The organism is Thioclava sp. JM3 (assembly GCF_002213185.1).
Taxonomy (GTDB): Bacteria; Pseudomonadota; Alphaproteobacteria; order Rhodobacterales; family Rhodobacteraceae; genus Thioclava; species Thioclava nitratireducens.
The window spans coordinates 1-17,075 of the sequence record NZ_NBOB01000016.1 but is presented as its reverse complement, the minus strand read 5'-3'; the positions used below and the strand labels follow the sequence as shown (position 1 = coordinate 17,075).

The window sequence follows — 17,075 nt, the reverse complement described above, 5'->3', positions numbered from 1 at the left end:
GAAAGGAGACAAAATATGAGCGACATCAATCTCAAGATTACCGGGATGACCTGCGGCCACTGCGTCAAGGCTGCGACCAAGGCGCTGGAAGGTGTAGCGGGCGTCGAAAGCGCCGAGGTTACGCTGGAACCCGGCGGAGCCGTCGTGAAAGGCGCGGCCGAGCCAACGGCGCTCATCGCCGCGGTGAATGAAGAAGGTTACGAAGCCGAGGTCCAGTAGGATGACCGAGGTGCTCGTCTATACCAGCCCTGGCTGCCCTGACTGCGCGGCGGTGAAGCGCTACCTGACCGAGCGTGGCATCGCATTCGACGAACGCGACGTCTCGCGCCCCGGCGTAGCCGAGGAGGCGAAAGCACGCTACGGCGTGCGCGTCGCTCCTATCACCGTCATTGACGGCGTAGCAACCTACGGAACCTTCGCCGACCAGAAGCCGCGTCTTGAAGCGACGTTCAATCGGTCGACTTGAAGTAACGGGCAATCCGTCAAGCGGCGGCGGGCGCAAATCTGCTCCGCCGCCGCATTTTTATTGAACTCAAATCGCCTCGATCGCCTTTGCCAGCATGTCGCGCACTTCGCCCGCGACCGACTTGAGTTGCGGATTGTCGATCGCCGTCATCGAGGCCTCCGGGTCGATCGCGCAGACGAGGATGTCCGATCCGTCCTGCCGCAGAATGACGTTGCAGGGTAGCATCGCGCCGACATTCGGCTCCAGCTGAATCGCCTGATGCGCCATCTTCGGATTGCAGGCGCCGAGGATCATGTAGCCGGGCATGTCCTCGTCGAGCTTCTTCTTCATCGTGCCCTGCACGTCGATCTCGGTGAGCACGCCGAAGCCCTGCTCCTTGAGGGCCTCGCGGGTCCGGGTGTCGGCCTCTTCCATCGTGGTGTTGGTGAGGCGTTTATCGATGGTGTAGCTCATGGTGTTGGCTCCTTGAGTTGAAAGCGGTTCAGGTTTCGACCGGGTAGTCCTGCGCGGACCATGCGCCGAAGCTGCCCGGCACGGCGGAGACGTTCTTGAACCCGGCGCGGTGCAGCAGGCTGGCAGCGACGCTGGCGCGGTAGCCGCCCTGACAATACACCGCATAGTCGGTGGAACGGTCGAGTTCGTCCATCTCGTCTTCGATCGTACCGAGGAAATGGTGGATCGCACCGGGGATACGGCCGCCGTCCCATTCCTCGTCCTTGCGCACGTCGAGCGGGGTCAGAGCGCTGCCCTTCAGTTCCTGCACGGTGACCTGCGGGATATGCGCAAGCGGTCGCCCGGAGGTGCGCCATGCGGCGATGCCCCCGTTCAGGTAGCCCGCGAATTTCGTGAAACCCACGCGCCAGAGACGCAGCACGGCCTCGTCGATCTCGGCACTCGTTTCGCTCACAAGCGCAATCGGTTTGTCGGGATCGAGCATCCATCCGGCCCAGACCGACAGGATCGGCTGCAGCCCGATATTGAGCGAGCCTTCGATAAAGCCGCCGCCGAAGGCGAGCATGTCGCGGAGATCGACGAGCTGCACGTCATCCTTGGCGATCAGCGCCTCGAACTCCTCCGGCGTCTTGCCGATGCAGCGCGGCAATCCGTGCATCACCTCGGGGCCCGCCGCGTTCACCTTCTTGAGACGCGGGTAATGCGTGGGCACCGGCGGGGCGTCCTTCGTCATCTCGTCCTTGAAGGCCTGCAGATCGGTGATCTGGACGTATTTGTTATGGGCTTTCTCATAGGCGATGCTGGTCGACATCCGGTCGCCGATATTCGGCCCGCAGGCCGAGCCCGCGCCGTGACAGGGATAGACCAGAACGCCCTCGGGCAGTTGCATGTAGAATTCCTGCGTGGTGCGGAAGAGCGCCTCGGTCAGCTCCTCGGTCTTGTCGTCGCCCAGGAGATCGGGCCGACCAACCGAGTCCACGAAGAACGCATCACCGCTGAGCACGCCCCAAGGGTCGTCATTGTCCTTCTCGTAGAGCAGGAAGGAGACGTGTTCGGGGGTGTGCCCCGGCGTATGCCGCGTCTCGAACGTGAGATCGCCGAAGGTGAAGCGATCACCGTCGCGGATGCCCTTATGCTCGAAGTCATATTCGGCGCCGCCTTCGACGCTGACGCAAAGCTTGGGTTCTCCATCCAGCCGCGCCACCAATTCGCGCGCGCCCGACAGGAAATCGGCGTGGATATGGGTCTCGAACACATGGGTGATCGTCAGACCGAGCGCCTTGGCGCGCTCGATATAGATGTCGCAATCCGGGCGGGGATCGACGACGGCGGCGGTGCCGCTGCCGGTGTCGCCCAACAGGTAGGAGCACTGGGCGATCCCTTCCGCAAGGATCTGTTCAAAACGCATGGTCATGTCATCTGCCTCCGAATTTCCGTCCGTTCGGGATTGCGGAAGGAATGCGTGGGGAGCGGTTCATGTTCCGAATTCTGAATGTGTTCCATTTGTAGGATGGGCATGGCGGCACTTAGACGCCGACAGTGTCGGCAGGAAGCGGCCAACCAACTTCGAATGCTGCGGCGGCCTGGAGCTCAGAGCGGGTGAATTGACGAAGCCAGCGAAGCGGGCGCAGTGACAGCCAGCCGGAACCTCACGTGAACTCGACCGTTTCGATGCGAAGTCACCCTAAGCATTTCAGGAGTTCGTCCATGATACCCGACTGGCTGCACATCCTATCGTTAATCTCTCTCACTGTTGGCGCGATTTCCGCAATTGTCATCGCGTGGGACGAGTCGAAAGACCCCCAGCACATGTGGATCATGAATGTGGTCTGGCCTGTCGTGGCGCTCTTTGCCTCGGTGATCGTTCTCTGGGCCTACTTCACCTACGGCAAGCTCGGGGCGCACAGCAAAATGCATGCAGCGATGGAGAAGGACGAGACCCCGCCAAACAAGAAATACACGCCATTTCCCATGATGGTGGCCAAGGGCGCATCTCACTGTGGCAGTGGTTGCACGCTTGGAGACATCATCTCGGAGTGGTTGCTGTTTTTCGTGCCGGTCATCGCGACTTGGTTCGGCTGGAAAGAACTCTTTGCCGAGAAGATCTTCGCCGCTTGGATTGTAGACTATATCTTCGCGCTCGTGATCGGGGTGGCCTTCCAGTATTTCACGATCAAACCGATGCGGAATCTCTCCGTGAAAGAGGGTATCATTCAAGCGATAAAAGCCGACGTCCTCTCCCTGTCAGCTTGGCAGATCGGGATGTATGGTTTCATGGCCGTTGCGCATTTCTGGATCTTTGCAAGCATTCTTGGCGTGAAGCTTGAGGTGAACAGCGTTGAATTCTGGTTCATGATGCAGATCGCGATGATATTCGGCTTCATCACCTCTTATCCGGTGAACTGGTGGCTGATCCGGAAAGGGATCAAGGAAAAGATGTAACTCCACGCTGGTCTGGCCCTGAGAGATGCCGCCAATGTCAAGAAAAGTGCATTTAAGCGGAAGCAAGATCGATCGATGTCGATCCCGTGTTTCGACCCGTTGACGCGACTTTTCTTGACATGGCGACAACCATCACGCCTACCAGTCTGGGCGATAGATATCTTGGCGTTTCAGGCGCGGGCGAATTACTCGATGTGACGACCTGCGAATAGATTGCGCATTCAAGGGACTGCGGCGGCGGCTTGTTGCGTTGACTTGTGTCAAGGTGACAATCTGGAAGCCCGGTAAGATGCTCGAATGAAGCATCTCAAAGGAATTCGGCGTGGCCAGGGGCAGCCCATGCGGGGCGCACTGTGGAGAATCTTCTTGGTGATCGCGCTCATCGCAGTCACTTTGCAGGCGCCAGCTGCTATCGAGGAACTGGGCAACCATACCTCTCTCACCGTATCGGCGCACAATGCCTTGCGCCCCATTGAAAGCGGCGTTTCCTTAGTGGGCTGCCATCGTGCGCATCACCATGTGCATTCACTATGTGCCCCAGCGGTTATCCTAACGGAAGAGGCTGGTATCGAACCAAAAATCTACGATAGCCATACCCTCCCAATAAATGTGCTTTCGATGGAAGGGCATATCGATAGCCCGCGCGCTCCCCCTCCCAAATCTCTCGTCTGACAGAAGTAACGGCTTCAAAGCTTTTTGGCGCTGCTGCGGAACATCCTTCCGAGCGCCAACTAGCCACACACAGACGAAGGAAAAGAAAGATGAAACGTTTTTATTTTGTGTCGACGATAGCGGTTGTCGCCTCATCCTTGCTTGCCTTTTCGGCAAGCGCTGAGCAATCCGGTGTTATGCACGACGGTGCCATAATGGGCGGGCTTGTCGTTCCGGAAATGGATCCGGTTGAAGGGCGGCGCCTGTTCGCGTCGAAGGGCTGTGTCGTATGTCACTCAATCAATGGGGTAGGGGGGACAGACGCTCCGAACCTCGATGCGAGCACGATGGCAATGCCGATGGATCCCTTCAGCTTCGCTGCCAAAATGTGGCAAGGGGCTCCGGCAATGATTGCAATGCAGGAAACGGAACTGGGAGCCCAGATTCAATTTACCGGGCAGGAACTGGCGGACATCATTGCCTTCGTGCATGATCCGGCCGAACAGAAATCGTTCTCTGAAGCCGACATTCCAGAAAATATTAAAGAGCACATGGAAGTTGACTGAGCTAGGCTCAAGCTGGCGGCCCGTCTTTCGGGCCGCCAGATTTGCTATGGCTTGCCGGACTGAACGCCTTTGTTAGCTCGAGCTTTTTCAACGCGCCGGCCCGGCTGCCGTTCGACTGAAGGCTCTAATAGATCGGCTCAGTAGGCCCCAGCAGAGGCAATGAAAATCTGTCGGCTTTGTCGCCGTAAGGCTCGCTAAAGGAACGAGACGCGCCGTCATCAGCGGCGCTGTTTCCGCGCACTATTCGTTCATTCGCGCGCTTTATCAACGGCCTCTGCGAGCTTCTCGCTTTCGACAAAGCCCGGAACAAGATTATCACCAATCACGAATGCAGGAGTTCCGCTAAATCCAAGGGATTGCGAGAGGCGCATCGAGGTCTCGATGTGCTCTGCAATTTCTGGGCGGTCCATATCCGATTTGAGGCGTTTCACATCAAGTCCGATGTCTTCTGCGATCCGAAGGACGCTCGCTTCGTCCGCATGCCCGTTCATGCCCATCAAAGCCCAATGAAAAGCCTCGTATTTACCTTGAAGCCGCGATGCCAACGCCGCTTTGGTGGCGAACACGGAGCCTTCCCCGAGAATTGGCCATTCGCGATAGACGAGACGGACATTGGGATCGGCGTCTAGAAGAGCCTGAACTTCTGGCATGGCACGCCGGCAGTAGGGGCAATTGTAATCAAAGAATTCCACGACGGTTACATCTCCATCAGGATTGCCGAGGACCGGTGCGTTTGGGTCCTGCTCAAGCAACGATCGTTGATCACTCAAGACAGATGCCTGCGCTTGAGCTTGGGCTTCGGCATCCTGACGCTGAAGGATTGCAACGGCTTCCATGACGATTTGTGGGTTCTCGCGGATCGCTTCATATACGAGTTCCTTGACCCGAGCCTCATCCAGATCGGCTGCCTGTCCCGTCATCGGAAGCAGGGCCAGCGAGGTAACGAGCACCAAATTCCTGAACAACATTTTATTATCCTTCCTGTTCTGCTTCTGTGCGTGCGGCCTGAGCCTTTCGCTCGCGTTCTGGCCAAGTTGATTTGATGAAGCCAAGAACGTCATTGATTTCTTGATCGGTTAGCTTGTCACCGAACCCAGGCATTCCGCTGTCGAATTCGGAGCCTTGTTTTCGCATGAGCTCCTTTCCCCCAAGCTTTGTGTAGGAGAACAGGATTTGATCGCTGTGGTGCCAAGTATGTCCGCTACGGTCATGCGGAGGCGCTGGAAGACGCCCGTCCGGGCCGGTTTCCCGCCAGTTCGGTTGCCCTTCGAGATCGGCACCGTGACACGATGCACAGTTTTCCGCGTAGAGCACCCGTCCCCGTTCGGTGTCGATCGCGGTTTCGGAGGCTGATTTGTCTGGCGCTGGAATGGCGAGCCACCATACGGCACCTATCGCAATCACGCCAAGGCTCGAGAACGCCGCCAGATACGTCGGTTTCATAAAGCCTTCCCCCGTTCCGCCAGTCCGGATGAGAACTGGCGGTTTGCGTCGTGCTCGGTGGGTTTGCCTTTGCAGTTCAACGGCGGCTTGCGAACTACACTCCGCGATACCGTCGCATAAATGTGTGCTACTGGGGTGGCCCTCATTTTATTCTCTTCTTTTCGGAGACAAGATCGGTTTTCAGATATTCGTCGCAAGGTCACATATCTCGTTGCGATGCCTCGCCGGCCCCTTGTGCGACGCGATCAGGAGATGGTTCATCGCCATCAAGCAGGTAGACGGCCATTGCTTCGAGGTCTTCTTTCGAGAGGAAACGTGTGTTGCCCTGCACGATCTCGGCCATGCCGCCGCCGAAAGCATCACCTGAAGGTGTCACTCCCGTGCGCAAGGCATAAGCGAGATTAGAGACGGTCCAACCTTGCTCGGACAGGGACTGTGGCGTAATCGCAGGAGCTTTGTTTTCGCCTGGGAGTGTGTCGCTTCCAGCAAAGACAGCATCGAGCTTACGACCGCCGCCAATATTGCGTGGGGTGTGACATGCGCCACAATGAGCGGCTCCTCTTACCAATTCCCGGCCGCGGTTCCATCTCGCGCTTTTCTCAGAAACAGGCTCTGTAGGAGGATCGTGAAGAAAAGCCGCTCGCCAAAGCTTCAGCCCTGATCGCTGATTGAATGGAAACCCGACTTCATGCTCAGGCGCTGCTTTGGCAACCGGGGGGACAGTCTGGAACGCCGCCCATAGGTCCGCGATATCTTGATCCGTAAAGTCAGCATAGAACGGATAAGCGAAGGCTGGATAATAGGGGTGACCGTCGGGGCTGATCCCCTGGCGAACCGCCCTAGCAAATTGCTCGATCGTCCACCCGCCAATGCCGTGCGTTTTATCGGTCGTCAGGTTCGGAGGATAGAAAGTGCCGAATTCTGTCGCTAGACCAGCGCCACCTGCAAGCGCTGCGCCTCCTTCCTCTTTATTCGTGTGACACGAAATGCAGCCCGACGCCCGCGCCAAATACGCGCCGCGTTGGACATTGCCCGGTTGCGAGATCGGCGACGGCATTTTGCCGATCGGCCAGACTACTAAGGCCCCAACCGCAAGGGCGCCGAGCGCCCCTGCGGCAAGTGTAAGTTTTTTAAGCCAGCTCATCGTTACTTCGCCTCGAAGCGAAACTTCGCATGACATGAGGAGCAGGTTTGGGTGACCATGTTGAAAGCGCCATCCGCTGGCATCGAGGCATAATCCATCATTCCGCCGTCTGAGGCCGCCCCCATCATCGACGATGTGCCCATCATGCCGCCCCCAGAAGACTGCGTGCCCATCATCGAGCCTGCGCCAAGATTTGCCCCGGACGCCATCAGACCATTGCCCGCCGCTTCAGCGAGTCCCTCGCTCGCCGTCTTCAACTGGTCTGCTAATGCACTGAATTTGTCCCATTCCGACCAAATTTCCGGCTTCGCTTCAGACGGCTTGCCATCAGAACCTTCCGGAAACAGCTCCGTCAAGCCATCGCTGTGTTCGATGAACACGCGCGCTGCCGCACGCACCGCAGCAGCATCGTAGTCGGTCTCGCCACGCATCATCGGGGCCAATTTCTTTACCGATTGTCCCATCGCGCTCATGGCATCCATGCGCTCCTTGACAACACCCTCCGCACCGCCATGTGCGAATACTGCAGTGGCCATCGTTGCCCCTACCAAGAGGCCGATCGTCAGTTTGCTCTTCATTGTTCCGTATCCTGTGTTCGAGTAATTGATAGGTGAAAGGGGCGATGCTCGATCGTCCAATTTTCAGGATAGGTGTTTGGGAGGAGGCGGCTCGCTCGGGACATCTCGGTCGGAAAAGCTCAGATCTGAATGCTCGCGAATTACGTGAGATAAGGTTCCTGAAGCTCTCGGAACAGAAAGGCTGACCGTGACCATGTTTTTCGAGCAATCCGGACCAGGTTCACAATGGTCGGGCAAGGTTTCGTCCGCGCCATGTGAGTGGAGATCGTGCTCAATATCTGTATCCGGTGCTGTGCTCTCGGCAAGTCGCGTTTCGCGATCACCGGCTTGCGTTGGGCCAATTGGGAAAAGGCCAAATTGGGCGAGAGCGACCACAAGGAGGACCGAGACCGCTCTCTGAATTATGGTCAACCCGACCATCAAAGTCAGTTGATCCCGTTTGCGCGCTGAAGCTCACGCACGTATGCGACAATCAACTTAACGTCGCCTTTGGTAAGTCCTTCGATCGGGGGCATGTTGCCAAAATTCCAGTGATGCGAGCGGACGCCGTTTTGGGCGGCGTTCAGAAAGGCAGCGTCTGAATGGTGGTTCGGTTCGTAGATTTTGTTCACGAGCGGGGGAGCGACACCGTTTTGACCTGCGGCGTTCTCACCATGGCATGCCGCACATTTTGCCTCGAATGCGCGTTGTCCCATCTGAGCTCGCGAAGACAGCTCCGCAGGCAGGCTTACCTTCGCAATAGGCGCCCCATGCGGGATATCACTCGTGTCCGGAGGCACCATCGAATGTCCCTGAGCGGTCTGCGCGGGCGCCGGCTGAAAAGCTTGCCAACCTGCCGCTCCTAGCCCGAGAACAAGGAACCCGCCAACGAACCATCCCCAAAAATTCATGATGTTTTCTTCTCCTATATGTAATCAGCTCAGATCAGCTTGACCTGCGTCCCAACCGGCGTTCTGGCGAAGACCTCTTCGATGTGCTCGTTATAAAGACCGATACAGCCGTTCGATGATCTGCGACCGATCTTGCGGGTGTCCTGTGTCCCGTGGATCCGGTAATACTGCCAGGACAGGTAGAGAGCGCGAGTTCCGAGCGGATTCGAAGGATCGCCTCCCGGCACGTAGGCAGGCCACTCGGGATTGCGTTTGCGCATCGAGGGAGTCGGTGCCCAGCTTGGATTCTCACGTTTCTCAATGACTTCGGTGTAGCCGCGTTTCGTCAACTCGTCGGTCAATGGCACGGACGTCGGATAAATCCGCATTTCCCCATGTTCGGTCCAGTGTTGAAGCACTTTTGTGACCGTATCCGAAATGATGATGCCTTTGCCGAGCCGTTCAAAATGGTCGCGCCAATCATGAAGCGCGAAAGACGAGATGTTCCGGCGAACATCGCCTGCTTCCTCCGCGCGGAGCGTTCGCGGGAGGGTGAAGAGGGCACCGGACAACATTACAAAGCTCCGCCGGTTCAGACTTTGATTTCTTGCCATTTGTTCATCGTGGGGTTCTGGACGGGACGTCTCATCGAATACTCGGGATGGCCCGAACCTCAACCATGGCCGGCGGTAATTTTTGTATCGAACTGTATCCTTGACCCAGAGGCAGAATGGCGAGCTAAACAAGTCTTGCCCACTCGACTGGAGGCCGGTTTCGCCAGGTTTGGCGAACGGTTCTCGTTCGCAGGCTCGGGATCCAAACGGGTCGGTGAGCCGGTCCGCCAAAGTAGGTGAACGGAATTCGTGGCTAATCAAATGCCAGGGGAGACGATTTGATGAAGTTTAGATTCACGCTGCATGGTTTCCTCTGGCTCGGCGCGATTGCAGTGGCCCAATTCGGCCTATTGATGCCGACAACAGCAACAGCCGCGAGTTCCTCTGCATATGAAGTTACAGCCGTCGAGGCGCGGCTGATTTCGGCTCAAGACGCCGTGTCGGCAGAGGCTGAAACTCTTTCCGCCGGTCTGGAGCTCAACCTTGGCGATGGATGGAAAACCTACTGGCGCTCTCCCGGAGAGGTGGGCGTTCCTCCGCAAATTGACTGGAGTGGATCTGAGAACGTTGCGAGCGTCGATTTCCTCTGGCCTGCACCGGAACGGTTTACTGCCTTCAGCATCGAGAATTTCGGCTATCATGAAGAGGTCGTCTTTCCGCTACAGGTCACTCTAGAGAACCCAGGGCAGCCTGTAGACCTCAAGGCCAACGTCAAGTTGCTGACCTGCTCGGAGGTGTGCGTCCCGCAGGACTTTGATTTGGCGCTCAGGTTGCCAAATGGAAGCGGAATTGATCAGGACTCGGCAGATCGTATCGGCACGTTTCTGGCGCGCGTTCCCGCCGAAGGGGGTGCCGCAGGCATCGTCACCGCGAGGTCTCATATAAACGAAGATTTCACTCGCCTGACGATTGAGATTACGTCCAGCAGTGAGTTCCACGCGCCGGATGTCTTTCCCGAAATCGGAAACGGAGGTGCGCTGGGAAAACCCGATATAAGAGTCGGAGGATCACGGACGCTTTGGGCGGAATTTCCCATTCTTGCTTATATGGCGGAGAAAGCTACACCTCTGTCAGTGACTGTGACCGATGGGCCAGAACGCGCCTTTACCGTTACGCCTGAACCTGTGACCGCCGCGCCAGTTCCTCCATTCGACGTTGCCCGAGTGATCCCAGGCGTCGATCAGTTGGTCTGGATTGCCCTTGTCGCATTTCTCGGCGGGCTGATCCTGAATGCTATGCCCTGCGTTCTTCCTGTCCTGTCTATAAAGCTTTCCTCAGCCATGAAATCCGAGGGTCGCAGTCGTGGTCAAGTGAGAGCAGGCTTCCTCGCCGCCGCAGCCGGAGTCATGGTCTTCATGTGGCTGCTTGCGACACTACTCTTCGCTTTGCAAAGGATCGGCGTTGCCGTCGGATGGGGGCTTCAATTCCAGAACCCAGTATTTCTGGTGCTGATGTTGCTTGTCCTCGGCCTGTTTACCGCGAACCTCTTCGGCTTCTTTGAAATTTCTCTGCCAGCGGCTCTGACAACTCGGTTAACGAGAGTTGGCGGCGGGGCCGGATACTGGGCTGATTTTGCCACCGGACTTTTCGGGGCTGTCATGGCAACTCCCTGCTCCGCACCGTTTCTGGGGACGGCTATCGCATTCGCTCTTGCGGGCCGTGCAATGGACATCGCTATGGTCTTCACCATGCTTGGGCTCGGCCTCGCCTCTCCATATATGCTCGTAGCTATTGCACCAGGTCTCGTTCGGTTCCTGCCGAAACCCGGTCGCTGGATGCTCGCCCTGAAGGCAGGCCTCGGTCTTCTCTTGATCGGCACCGCGGCATGGTTGTTCTATGTTCTCATCGGTGTAGCCGGTTGGCGCGCTACGCTGGTCGTCGGTTCGCTCGGAGCGGCGCTGGCTGTGGCGTCAGTATCTCCATGGCTTTCGAAAAACCTGCGTTGGCCACTGGGGCTTACCCTGGCGGCACTCGCCATCGTGGCCGCGCCCTCCTTGGCCACGCGCCCTGAGACTGCCGGTCAAAGAGGGAAAATCTCTTGGATCGCATTTGACCGTGGCGACATTGCCCGGCGGGTGTCGCGCGGAGAAGTCGTTTTCGTCGATGTGACCGCAGATTGGTGCCTGACCTGCAAAGCTAACAAGGCCCTCGTGTTGGAACGCGATCCAGTTCTCGCTGCCTTGAATGGGCCAGAGGTTTCCCCGATGCTCGCGGATTGGACGCGGCCGAACGAGGCGATCGCTCGATTTTTGGAAGCCAACAACAGATACGGCATTCCATTTAATGCGGTATATGGCCCTTCCGCTCCCGAAGGGATTGTTCTCTCGGAGATATTGTCCAGCGGTGCCGTCCTTGCGGCGTTGCGAGATGCTGGTTCTTCCACAAATTCGGATGGCGATGGAAAGTATACTGAGCTGACGAGAGGGGCGGGGGCACCGGACTGATTAGCGGCAACGCTCATCGCCATTTCCACTTGTTTTGAGTTGGGGAGCCACTGTGCGATCCCTTCCGCGAGGATCTTTTCAAAACGCATGGTCATGTCATCCGCCTCCGAATTTCTTTCAGCTCGGGATGCGGATGGACTCTTTCATATGGCCCCGTGAGCGCCGCGGGCGCGTAGGAACGGCTTCAGACTTGTCTGCATCGTATCTAATCGAGCTGTGGCTTTGCATTCGGCAGCCGAACTGTCGCGACGAGCCCCCCGCCGGGATGGTTCGCCAAACTAATTTCACCTCCCTGTCCATGCAGAATTGACCGCGCGATCGACAGCCCCAACCCATGTCCGCCAGTTTCAAGAGACCGGCTTTCTTCAAGTCTGACAAACGGGTCAAAGACGCGCTCCAGATCGCTGGCTGGAATGCCCGGTCCTTTATCAGAGATCGTGATTTCTATGTCTTCACCGAGGACCTGCCACCCCACAGTCGCAGATCCGCCATACCTGACGGCATTTTCGATCACATTTCGCAATGCGCGACGTGTCGCGTTCGGGCGCAAGCGCACCCGGACAGTGGGACCGACTGTTAAACCAAAAGACGCCACCATATCGGTTTGGAGAGTTTCGAGGAATGTCTGCAACTCAACTTCCTGCATCTCCTCGCTTCCCGAAAGCCCTTTCGCGAAGGTAAGAGTTGCCTCGACCATTGATCGCATTTCCTCGACGGTCGACACGAGGTTTTCACGTAACTCTTCTTCTTCAACCATTTCCGAATGGACGCGCATGGCGGTCAACGGAGAGCGCAGATCATGCCCGAGCGCTGCAAGAACGCGCGTGCGGTCCGTCACGAACCGCGTCAGCCTTTCCTGCATTCGATTGAAGCCAGCGGTCAATTCTCGCACTTCCATGGGGCCTCTCTCTGGAAGCGCGTTCGCGTTCTCGCCACGTCCTAGATGGTCCGACGCTCTCACCAATCGCCTCAAGGGACCCAATAGGCCCGCCATTACAAACCAAGTAACCCCGACCAGAAGGGCCATCGCCGTAAGGCCGAACGTCAGAATTGAGTAGCGAGGCCATTGAATCGGTGGGCGTTCGAAGCGCGTGCTGACATTTAGCCATTGGCCACCGGCAATCGAGATCGAGAGGTTCATTTCGATTGCGGAGAGCTCGCCGCGCATCATGGCCAAGTGCATTTCCGTCATCTCGCGCGACAAATTCGGCAGTGGTAGGATAGCGCCTTGGATTTGGTGTAGCTCGACACGAATATCGCGACTGTAGCTTTCATTGAGAAGCCCGCGCACGCGTGCCTCAACCACCCCACCGTCGGAATGATCCGTATGCTGAACGAGCGGCTTTGCAGTTAAGTCGAAGCGAACAAGTGGGGAGTTCGCCGCGCGGATAATCGACGGGCGCAAGTCTGCAGGCGCCTCTTCGATCAGGCGGGCGACGTTGGCAGCGCGTCCAGCAGCCTCAAATCCTAACGCCGCTCGAATGGCGAGGCTACGTTCATCTGCAAAAAGCCATAAGCTGATAAGCTGCGCTACGCCGAGCGCGGCGATGATCAGGAGCACGAGCTGGACTCTCAAAGACCGCATGAAGCGCCCGATCATCCGGAAACCTCTACGTCCACGGATAGGCAGTAGCCACCACCCCTAATCGTTTTTATGATACTGGGCCGTAGGATGTCGGGTTCTAGTTTGCGTCGAAGGCGAGAAATCTGGTTGTCAATTTTTCGATCCAACGGGCCAGCAGAAATACCTTGGGACAAATCAAGCAACTGGTCACGGCTCAACACCATCCGAGGTCGTTCTAGCAGGACCATCAGGAGCTTGAAGTCAGCGACCGTGAGGGCGGTCTCGTGTCCAGTCTTGTTAACGAGAACTTGCCGATCAACCTCCAAAGTAAGGTGTGCAAAGTGAACTTTCCGACCGCTCAAGTTTCCGGTGAAAACTTCCTGATTTTCGCTTCGTCGCAGAACCGCTTTGATCCTCGAAAGCAGCTCGCGGGGATTGAAGGGCTTCGGCAGATAATCGTCGGCGCCGGTATCGAGGCCGGTAATTCGGTCCTCGTCATCTCCTAAGGCGGTCAACATGATGATCGGTAAGCGCCCTTTGTCCGATAAACGTTGGCAGACTGAGAGACCATCTTCGCCAGGCATCATGACATCCAGCACCAACAGGTCGTAGTTACCGAGAGCCAACTTCGTGTCCATCTCCTCCGCGTCTTTTGCAGCGGTCGCCCGCATACCGTTTTTCGTCAAATAACGAGTGACGCTTCTGCGGATTTGCTCGTGGTCATCTACGATAAGGATATGTGGAGCGTTCTGCATGGGTCTCATCAACTGTGCTAGCTCGACGTCTGGCATCTTTCTTGTAGCTAATGCTGTTAGCCTTAGTCCAATGCGACAAACGGATACAATTCCGCGACTGCACCTCGGAACGTTCAGATGTTTATACTCAGTCTGTCCCGCCATAGCCATTCTCGGAAGGAGCGCCGCTCTTGCTGACGGCCACCGTCATCGACCCACGGATCGCAAACTTTCTTCCACGGGTGGATTTGCATGGCCCGAGATTGGGCGCTGCGGCCCCAATTTCGCAGCCGGTTCTGGCGCAATGCTCTTAGATCATTTCTTCTGGCCGTTAGGAACAGAGCGAAGGCGCAAGCGCTATGCGTAGAGGGCGTAAATGCACGAAATAAACTTTGGAGAAACAACATGCTAACCCGACGTGATACCTTGAGCATTTTCGCTTCGAGTGTCGTATTCGCATATGCGCCCGCTTGGGCAGAAACTCACGACGTGTGGTCGCTCGAGATTCTCCACGATGCATTGAACCGCGATTTGGCACGGCTTGTGGATATTCGCAGGCCAGACGAATGGACGGAAACCGGCGTCGCAAAAGGGGCTTGGCCAATTGATATGAACCATCCCCGCTTCGGGGAACGCCTCTTCGCGGCCCGCGATCTCGCGAAGGGACGCCCTGTCGCTTTGATTTGTCGGACCGGCCATCGTTCGGGTTTCGTCATGGGAAAGTTGCGTGAAGCGAATGCAACAGGTTTCGTTGACGCCGCAGGTGGGATGCTCGGCGCACCGGGCCTTCCTGGTTGGATCGAACAAGGTTTGCCCACCGTGTCGAAAGAAACCGCACTTTCTAACCTTCCCAAAGAACTCGCCTGAGAGACAATATAAACAATGATCGATCGTAGAGCATTCATCTCGGGCTTGGCGGGACTATCCTTCTCGGCTGCCCCGCTCGCTGCCGGCGCGCAGACAAAAACCAGGAGATTGGCAATGCCGCCCTTAGTGGACGCAACGGGAGATCGGCGCTTCAGTCTGACTGCGCAGAAGGGCATGACAGATTTCACCGGACTTGGGGCCGGTGAGACTTGGGGCTTCAACCAATCTTATTTGGGGCCAACACTTCGACTTTCTTCGCGGGCTTCGACGCAAGCGCGGATCGAAAACACACTACCCGAAGAAATCTCGGTTCACTGGCATGGCATGCTGATCCCCGGTCACGCTGACGGCGGTCCGCATCAGACGATTGACTCTGGTGCGACGTGGGCTCCCGAACTGAATGTGATGCAACCTCCAGCCACGCTCTGGTATCATTCGCACGTTCACAGGGAGACCGGAAAGCAGGTTCAAAAAGGATTGGCTGGAGTTCTGCACGTAACGGACGGACAGGACGATGCGAAAGGCCTTCCATCGGAATATGGTATCGATGACCTTACATTGGTCCTGCAGGACAGGCGCTTCGACCGGCGCGGCCGCATCGACTACGGTCTGTCGATGCCAGACCAGATGATGGGCTTTATGGGCAATGTCATGCTGGTCAACGGTCAGATGGGCACCCATGGTGTCGTTCCGCGTGGCATTGTTCGCTTGCGTCTTCTCAACGGGTCCAATGCAAGGATCTATCCTTTGACCTTTGCGGATCGTCGCGTGATGCATCTCATTGCGACGGACAGTGGATATCTCGATCGTCCGGTCGCGATCGAGTCACTCGTGATCGCTCCCGGCGAGCGCTACGAGGTCCTTGTCGACTTTTCACGCGGAGAAGCGGGCACTTTGATGTCTGCCGCAAGTCCAAATCAAATGATGGGAGGGGCAGGGGCGGACTTCGCAGTGCTTCCATTTGCCGTGGATGGGACTCTTCCCGCACGCATCGCGAAAATTCCCAGCGAGCTAGGTGGGGACCTGCCCGCTGGTAAGAGCTCTTCCGTCGATCGCCGTAAGATTACGCTCGATATGCCGATGGGGATGGGCATGATGATGCGCGGGCTCAATGACCGGTTTGGCATCAACGGCCGCGCCTTTGATATGAGGCGGATTGACCTATCGATTACCAAAGGTTCGACGGAAATCTGGGAAGTCTCCTCAAGCATGATGATGCACCCGTTCCACGTTCATGGTGTGAGGTTTCAGGTTCTCACGGAAAACGGCCGAAAGCCGAGCATTCAAAACACAGGTTGGAAGGATACAGTGCTTGTAAATGGTCGAGCCGAGATATTGATTAACTTCGACCTAGCCGCAGATCGCGGCTCCCCTTTTATGTATCACTGCCATATCCTCGAGCACGAAGATGGTGGAATGATGGGGCAGTTCACTGTCACATGACTGATAGGGTCAGGATGCATTGATTTCTGTTGCGTCGCGTGATTCACGGCTCCGAAAACGGAGCGGTGACGTGAGCGATCTTTTCTGGCTGACCGACGAGCAGATGGCCAAGCTTTCCCCTTTCTTCCCGAAGTCGCACGGCAAGCCGTGGGTCGATGACAGACGGGTGCTGAGCGGGATTATCTTCGTCAATCGCAATGGCTTGCGTTGGCGTGATGCTCCTGCCGCCTATGGTCCGCACAAGACGCTCTACAGCCGGAGGAAGCGTTGGAGCGAGAAAGGCATCTTCGCCCAGATGATGGTCGGCCTGGCTGTCGAACACGGAGAGGAAAAGACCGTGACTAACCGCACCGCGACCAGCCTGGCCGCGAAAAAGGGGGGCGCGGTCGCCTGATCGGGCGAACCAAGGGCGGCATAAATACCAAACTGCATGCCATTTGCGACAGCCAAGGGCGACCGCTCAGTCTGTTTGTCACCGCTGGGCACGCCGACTGGTTCCGAGACGCGTTGCAGGACAAAGGGATACGCGTCTGCATCCCGGGCCGAAGGCAACGCAAGGCGCCTATCAAATATGACAAACGCCGCTACAAGCGCCGTAACCGGATCGAGATAATGTTCGGCAGACTCAAAGACTGGGTAAGCGCCCGATTGATGCCGCTTGCCTGATGGAGGCGGACCGAGATAAGACACGTGCATAACGACGTCTTTAGCGACGTTCTCTGATTGCGGCTTCGTCAAGTGCGGATCGCGACGTCCGTCCGGGTCATGGTTCTCTCCGAGGTCGCAGCCTTTGCGCC

At 57.1% G+C, this 17,075-nt stretch carries 18 protein-coding genes and 1 pseudogene; 9 read left to right on the top strand and 10 right to left on the bottom strand.

Translation table 11 applies throughout. From position 1 onward, the window contains the following. Positions 1 to 15 precede the first annotated feature (15 nt). Both B6V73_RS19100 and B6V73_RS19095 read left to right on the top strand, forming a co-directional pair. Positions 16 to 219 carry a cation transporter gene (locus B6V73_RS19100; protein ID WP_078520076.1) on the top strand — a complete coding sequence of 68 codons (204 nt, stop codon included), beginning with the start codon at positions 16 to 18 and terminating at the stop codon, positions 217 to 219. Between the two features lies 1 nt (position 220). Next, entirely contained in the window at positions 221 to 466 is a 246-nt protein-coding gene (locus B6V73_RS19095) for a glutaredoxin family protein (protein WP_078571829.1), read from the top strand. A 66-nt stretch (positions 467 to 532) separates the two neighbouring features. Here the strand turns inward: B6V73_RS19095 and B6V73_RS19090 are convergent, their stop codons facing one another. Both B6V73_RS19090 and B6V73_RS19085 read right to left on the bottom strand, forming a co-directional pair. After that, positions 533 to 919 carry a DUF302 domain-containing protein gene (locus B6V73_RS19090; protein ID WP_088726152.1) on the bottom strand — a complete coding sequence of 129 codons (387 nt, stop codon included), beginning with the start codon at positions 917 to 919 and terminating at the stop codon, positions 533 to 535. A gap of 28 nt (positions 920 to 947) precedes the next feature. Next, positions 948 to 2,333 (bottom strand): MBL fold metallo-hydrolase, encoded by a 1,386-nt coding sequence (locus B6V73_RS19085; protein WP_088726151.1) that lies wholly within the window; start codon positions 2,331 to 2,333, stop codon positions 948 to 950. 293 nt (positions 2,334 to 2,626) lie between these two features. On the opposite strand from B6V73_RS19085, the gene B6V73_RS19080 reads away from it, so the two are divergent. The 3 genes from B6V73_RS19080 (at position 2,627) to B6V73_RS19075 (ending at position 4,578) form a co-directional block, all read left to right on the top strand. Then, positions 2,627 to 3,361 carry a DUF4396 domain-containing protein gene (locus B6V73_RS19080; protein ID WP_078571825.1) on the top strand — a complete coding sequence of 245 codons (735 nt, stop codon included), beginning with the start codon at positions 2,627 to 2,629 and terminating at the stop codon, positions 3,359 to 3,361. Between the two features lie 297 nt (positions 3,362 to 3,658). Beyond that, a complete protein-coding gene (locus tag B6V73_RS20590) occupies positions 3,659 to 4,033 on the top strand; it encodes a hypothetical protein (protein WP_143597947.1) in 375 nt (124 codons plus the stop codon). 89 nt (positions 4,034 to 4,122) lie between these two features. Further along, positions 4,123 to 4,578, top strand: coding sequence for a c-type cytochrome (locus B6V73_RS19075; RefSeq protein WP_088726150.1), 456 nt, complete (start codon positions 4,123 to 4,125; stop codon positions 4,576 to 4,578). A 248-nt stretch (positions 4,579 to 4,826) separates the two neighbouring features. Here the strand turns inward: B6V73_RS19075 and B6V73_RS19070 are convergent, their stop codons facing one another. The 6 genes from B6V73_RS19070 to B6V73_RS19045 form a co-directional block, all read right to left on the bottom strand. Continuing rightward, positions 4,827 to 5,546 carry a DsbA family protein gene (locus tag B6V73_RS19070; protein WP_078520070.1) on the bottom strand — a complete coding sequence of 240 codons (720 nt, stop codon included), beginning with the start codon at positions 5,544 to 5,546 and terminating at the stop codon, positions 4,827 to 4,829. A 4-nt stretch (positions 5,547 to 5,550) separates the two neighbouring features. After that, on the bottom strand, positions 5,551 to 6,021 hold the full coding sequence (locus B6V73_RS19065; RefSeq protein WP_088726149.1) for a cytochrome c: 471 nt from the start codon (positions 6,019 to 6,021) through the stop codon (positions 5,551 to 5,553). Between the two features lie 199 nt (positions 6,022 to 6,220). Continuing rightward, the gene (locus tag B6V73_RS19060; protein ID WP_088726148.1) at positions 6,221 to 7,165 is read right to left on the bottom strand and encodes a cytochrome c; all 945 of its coding nucleotides are present in this window, start codon (positions 7,163 to 7,165) and stop codon (positions 6,221 to 6,223) included. Between the two features lie 2 nt (positions 7,166 to 7,167). Next, entirely contained in the window at positions 7,168 to 7,743 is a 576-nt protein-coding gene (locus tag B6V73_RS19055) for a cytochrome c (RefSeq protein WP_088726147.1), read from the bottom strand. Between the two features lie 425 nt (positions 7,744 to 8,168). Further along, a complete protein-coding gene (locus tag B6V73_RS19050) occupies positions 8,169 to 8,633 on the bottom strand; it encodes a cytochrome c (RefSeq protein WP_088726146.1) in 465 nt (154 codons plus the stop codon). A gap of 29 nt (positions 8,634 to 8,662) precedes the next feature. Beyond that, the gene (locus B6V73_RS19045) at positions 8,663 to 9,187 is read right to left on the bottom strand and encodes a L,D-transpeptidase (RefSeq protein WP_240504188.1); all 525 of its coding nucleotides are present in this window, start codon (positions 9,185 to 9,187) and stop codon (positions 8,663 to 8,665) included. Between the two features lie 320 nt (positions 9,188 to 9,507). Between B6V73_RS19045 and B6V73_RS19040 the strand changes: the two genes are divergently transcribed. Beyond that, positions 9,508 to 11,670 carry a protein-disulfide reductase DsbD domain-containing protein gene (locus B6V73_RS19040; protein WP_088726144.1) on the top strand — a complete coding sequence of 721 codons (2,163 nt, stop codon included), beginning with the start codon at positions 9,508 to 9,510 and terminating at the stop codon, positions 11,668 to 11,670. Positions 11,671 to 11,875: 205 nt separating this feature from the next. Here the strand turns inward: B6V73_RS19040 and B6V73_RS19035 are convergent, their stop codons facing one another. Continuing rightward, complete coding sequence (locus B6V73_RS19035; RefSeq protein WP_206185611.1) at positions 11,876 to 13,270, bottom strand: ATP-binding protein; 1,395 nt, start codon at positions 13,268 to 13,270, stop codon at positions 11,876 to 11,878. After that, complete coding sequence (locus B6V73_RS19030; protein ID WP_088726172.1) at positions 13,267 to 13,989, bottom strand: response regulator; 723 nt, start codon at positions 13,987 to 13,989, stop codon at positions 13,267 to 13,269. Before B6V73_RS19030 ends, B6V73_RS19035 begins: the two co-directional genes overlap by 4 nt. A 384-nt stretch (positions 13,990 to 14,373) precedes the next feature. On the opposite strand from B6V73_RS19030, the gene B6V73_RS19025 reads away from it, so the two are divergent. The 3 genes and pseudogenes from B6V73_RS19025 to B6V73_RS19015 all read left to right on the top strand — a co-directional run. Then, complete coding sequence (locus B6V73_RS19025) at positions 14,374 to 14,835, top strand: rhodanese-like domain-containing protein (protein WP_088726143.1); 462 nt, start codon at positions 14,374 to 14,376, stop codon at positions 14,833 to 14,835. Positions 14,836 to 15,009: 174 nt separating this feature from the next. Then, entirely contained in the window at positions 15,010 to 16,278 is a 1,269-nt protein-coding gene (locus B6V73_RS19020; protein WP_240504187.1) for a multicopper oxidase domain-containing protein, read from the top strand. Between the two features lie 70 nt (positions 16,279 to 16,348). Next, positions 16,349 to 16,911 (top strand): annotated as a pseudogene (locus B6V73_RS19015) (IS5 family transposase); the annotation flags it as partial. Between the last annotated feature and the right edge of the window lie 164 nt (positions 16,912 to 17,075).